This is a genomic window from Streptomyces sp. NPDC056347, assembly GCF_042262625.1.
GTDB lineage: Bacteria > Actinomycetota > Actinomycetes > Streptomycetales > Streptomycetaceae > Streptomyces.
This window is the reverse complement of the sequence record NZ_JBHJQP010000307.1, coordinates 1-3,769: the sequence shown is the minus strand read 5'-3', so window position 1 is coordinate 3,769 and position 3,769 is coordinate 1. Positions and strand designations below refer to the sequence as shown.

Annotated in this window: 4 protein-coding genes; 2 read left to right on the top strand and 2 right to left on the bottom strand. The window is 72.8% G+C overall.

Annotated features, from left to right (window positions below; translation table 11 throughout):
* Window positions 1-3: 3 nt before the first annotated feature.
* Together ACFCV8_RS35685 and ACFCV8_RS35680 are read right to left on the bottom strand one after the other, a co-directional pair.
* Complete coding sequence (locus tag ACFCV8_RS35685) at window positions 4-1,101, bottom strand: NADH:flavin oxidoreductase/NADH oxidase (protein ID WP_376689715.1); 1,098 nt, start codon at window positions 1,099-1,101, stop codon at window positions 4-6.
* A gap of 137 nt (window positions 1,102-1,238) precedes the next feature.
* On the bottom strand, window positions 1,239-1,628 hold the full coding sequence (locus ACFCV8_RS35680; protein WP_376689714.1) for a hypothetical protein: 390 nt from the start codon (window positions 1,626-1,628) through the stop codon (window positions 1,239-1,241).
* 151 nt (window positions 1,629-1,779) lie between these two features.
* Between ACFCV8_RS35680 and ACFCV8_RS35675 the strand changes: the two genes are divergently transcribed.
* Together ACFCV8_RS35675 and ACFCV8_RS35670 are read left to right on the top strand one after the other, a co-directional pair.
* A complete protein-coding gene (locus tag ACFCV8_RS35675) occupies window positions 1,780-2,301 on the top strand; it encodes a GNAT family N-acetyltransferase (protein ID WP_376689713.1) in 522 nt (173 codons plus the stop codon).
* A 96-nt stretch (window positions 2,302-2,397) separates the two neighbouring features.
* Complete coding sequence (locus ACFCV8_RS35670; RefSeq protein WP_376689712.1) at window positions 2,398-3,486, top strand: WD40/YVTN/BNR-like repeat-containing protein; 1,089 nt, start codon at window positions 2,398-2,400, stop codon at window positions 3,484-3,486.
* The last annotated feature ends 283 nt before the right edge of the window (window positions 3,487-3,769 follow it).

Sequence of the window (3,769 nt, the reverse complement as noted above, 5' to 3'; positions counted from 1 at the left end):
GGATCAGACCGCGCGGAGGTACTGCTCCGGGGTCCGCAGCTCACCGCCCAGTTCGCGGGCCGCCTGCTGGGCCCACGACGGGTTGCGCAGGAGTTCGCGGCCGAGGAGGACGGCGTCCGCCCGTCCCTCGGTGAGGATCTTCTCCGCCTGCTGCGGCTCGGTGATCAGGCCCACCGCCGCCACCGGGAGCGAGGTCTCGGCCCGGACCCGCTCGGCGAAGGGGACCTGATAGCCCGGCCCGGTCGTGATGCGGGCGCGCGGGGCGTTGCCGCCGCTGGAGACGTCCAGCAGGTCGACGCCGTGCGCCTGGAGCAGCCCGGCCAGGCGCACCGTCTCGTCGACCGTCCAGCCCTCGCGCTCGTCCTCCTCGTTCTCCGTGAGCCAGTCCGTGGCGGAGATCCGGAAGAGGACGGGGAGCTCCTGCGGCCAGACCTCGCGGACCGCGTCGACGATCTCCAGGGCGAGGCGGGTGCGGTTCTCGAAGCTGCCGCCGTACTTGTCGGTGCGCCGGTTGCTGTGCGGGGAGAGGAACTGACCGACGAGGTAGCCGTGGGCGCCGTGCACCTCGGCGACCTGGAACCCCGCTTCGAGGGCGCGGCGCGCCGCCTCGCGGAAGCTGTCGACGACCCTGCGGATCTCGTCCGTGGTCAGCTCGTGCGGTACGGGGTGGCCGTCGTCGAACGGCAGCGGGCTCGGGGCGACCGGCGTCCAGCCGTGCGCTTCGGGGCCGACCGGTTCGCCGCCCAGCCAGGGAGCCGCCGTGGACGCCTTGCGTCCGGCGTGTGCGAGCTGGATGCCCGGGACGGAGCCCTGCCCCTTGATGAACTCCGTGATCCGGCGGAGCGCGGCGACCTGGGTGTCGTTCCAGATGCCGAGGTCTCCCGGGCTGATCCGGCCCTCGGGGCTGACGGCCGTCGCCTCGGTGAGGATGAGCCCCGTTCCACCGATGGCGCGGGCAGCGAGGTGGGCGAAGTGCCAGTCGGTGGCGACTCCGGCCTGCGGCCCGTCCGGTGCGGCGCTGTACTGGCACATCGGCGCCATCCAGATCCGGTTGGGAATAACGAGCGACCGCAGGGTGTACGGCTCGAAGAGGGCACTCACGTCGGGCTCCGTTTCGACGGCTGCAAGAAGAATCGTTAGTACGATACATCTCGTACTACGACACCTGTCAAATTATGATGCCCTTCGTACAAGGGTCCGCTCCTTCCGCGGTCCTCGCGCATCGCCGCCGGGCCGGGTCACCGCCGCTCGCCGCGCCGCCGGAGCGTGATCGCGGCATCCGCGTCGTAGCCCTGGGTCCAGCTCCGCCCGGCCCCGGACCGCCAGGTGACCTGCGCGGTGGCTCCGTCGACCCTGACGCCGTCCACCGTCATGACCCCCTCGCCGTCCCGTACGTCCCCGCGGCGCAGTTCGCACGCCTTGACGGTCACGGGCCGCCCGGCGTCGGCGTGCTCGGCCTCGTCCGCCGCTCCGAGGAGCGCCGCCGCCAGCTCCCGGGCCCGTTCGGGGCCGCAGAGCAGCGACATGTCACCCGCGGGCCCCACGGCCCTGATCCCGACCCGCGCACCGACGGCGCTCACGTCCACAGCCGTTCCGCGCCCCTCGGCGTCCTCGATACCGCTCGTCATCGCTCCGCTCCTCAATTCGCCCGGCCGACGCGGTCCGTCGGCCCGTCGGCCGGGTCCAGACTGCGGGCCGGCGGGCCCTCGGCGCCACTTGCGTCGCGCATCACCGGTATTGCGTTGTGGACCACGGGTGGTCGTGCGTAGCGTCGCGGTCATGACGACCACGGCCTTGCACACCGCGCGCCTTCACATGACCCCGTACACCCCCGCCGACGAGGAGGACTTCGTCGGACTGTTCCAGGACGCGTCGGTCGCCCGGTGGATGGGGGAAGGCCTCCAGACCGAGGCCGAGGACCGCGCCCTGTTCGGACGGATCTTCAGCAAGGTGTACGCACAGGAGCTGTTCGACGTCTGGGCGGTCCGGCACGACGGCCGCTACGTCGGCCACGCGGAGATCAAGCAGTCCGCGAGCGTGGGCGGCCAGGAGATCGTGTACGCGCTCGTCGCCACGGCGTGGGGCCGGGGCTTCGGTACCGAGATCGCGCGGGCCCTGACCCGGTACGGGTTCGACACGCTCGGGCTGCCCGAGGTGCACGCCACGGTGGCCGCCGGGAACACCGCGTCCCTGACCCTGCTGGACCGGATCGGTTATCGGCACGTCCGGGACATCACGGAGGACGACGGCAGCATCACGTGGGTCCTGACCTGCGCGGACGGGACCGGCCAACCCGGGTAGAGCCGTAGCGGCCCGGGTGTCGGCGGCGGGCCCGTGTCGGTGGCGGGGTGCAGACTGGCCCGTATCCGGCACAACGGCGTTTCGGGAGGTTCGGCCATGACCGACGTACTGCTCACCGTGGGCACCCGCAAGGGACTCTTCATCGGCCGCAGACACGGGGGTACGTGGGAGTTCGACGGCCCGCACTTCAATGCCCAGGCCATCTATTCGGTGGCCGTCGACACCCGCGGAAGGGTCCCGCGGCTGCTCGCCGGGGGTGACAGCGCGCACTGGGGCCCGTCGGTCTTCCACTCCGACGACCTGGGCCGGAGCTGGATCGAGCCGGAGAGACCCGCCGTCAAGTTCCCCCCGTTCACCGGGACATCCCTGGAGCGGGTCTGGCAGCTGCAGCCGGCCGGCCCCGAGGCCCCCGGCGTGGTGTACGCGGGCACCGAGCCCGCCGCGCTGTTCCGGTCCGAGGACGGCGGGGAGTCGTTCGAGCTGATCCGCCCGCTGTGGGAGCATCCGACACGCTCCCGATGGGTGCCGGGCGGCGGCGGTGAGGGACTGCACACCATCCTGACGGACCCACGGGACGCCCGCGCCGTGACCGTGGCGGTCTCCGCGGCCGGGGTGTTCCGCACCAGGGACGGCGGCGCGAGCTGGGCCCCGTCGAACAGGGGGGTGTCCGCGGTCTTCCTCCCCGATCCCGACCCGGAGTTCGGCCAGTGCGTCCACAAGGTGACCAGGGACGCGGCCGATCCCGACCGGCTCTACCTCCAGAACCACTGGGGCGTCTTCCGCAGCGACGACTCGGGGGACCACTGGACCGACATCGGCCAGGGTCTCCCGTCCGACTTCGGCTTCGCCGCGGCCGCCCACCCGCACCGCGCGAACACCGTGTACATCTTCCCGATCAACGCCGACAGCGACCGGGTGCCGGCCGGGCACCGCTGCCGGGTGTTCCGCACCGGCGACGCGGGAGCCACCTGGGAGCCGCTGTCGACGGGCCTGCCCGAGGAGACGCATTACGGCACCGTGCTGCGCGACGCCCTGTGCACCGACGACGCCGATCCGGCGGGTGTCTACTTCGGCAACCGCAACGGCGAGGTGTACGCGAGCGCGGACGACGGCGACAGCTGGCAGCAGCTCGCCTCCCATCTGCCGGACGTCCTGTGCGTACGAGCGGCGGTGATCGACGCCTGATCACCGGGGCCGGGACGGCGCCGAGGGTGCCCTCGGCGGACCTCCCGGAGCAGGACCCGGCCGCCGTTCGCGGGGAAGAGCCGCGGGAGTCGGGTACGGACACCGCCCGGACCCCGTCGGCGGGGCGGCCGGTGCCGCGTGCTGCTGCCGTTCACGGACGACGGCGAGCACGCCGTCGGTGTCCCGCGCGGCTTCCGCCGCTGCTGGGCATGGACCGCGAACGTGCCCGGGCACCGGGTTCCGACGCCCTTCACGTCAGCGGATGCGGCGGCGGGACGGCGCC

What these genes read in the sequence shown, in the direction of transcription:
- ACFCV8_RS35680 (WP_376689714.1), bottom strand. Translation starts at nt 1,628, where the DNA reads ATGACGAGCGGTATCGAGGACGCCGAGGGGCGCGGAACGGCTGTGGAC.
- ACFCV8_RS35675 (WP_376689713.1), top strand. Translation starts at nt 1,780, where the DNA reads ATGACGACCACGGCCTTGCACACCGCGCGCCTTCACATGACCCCGTAC.
- ACFCV8_RS35670 (WP_376689712.1), top strand. Translation starts at nt 2,398, where the DNA reads ATGACCGACGTACTGCTCACCGTGGGCACCCGCAAGGGACTCTTCATC.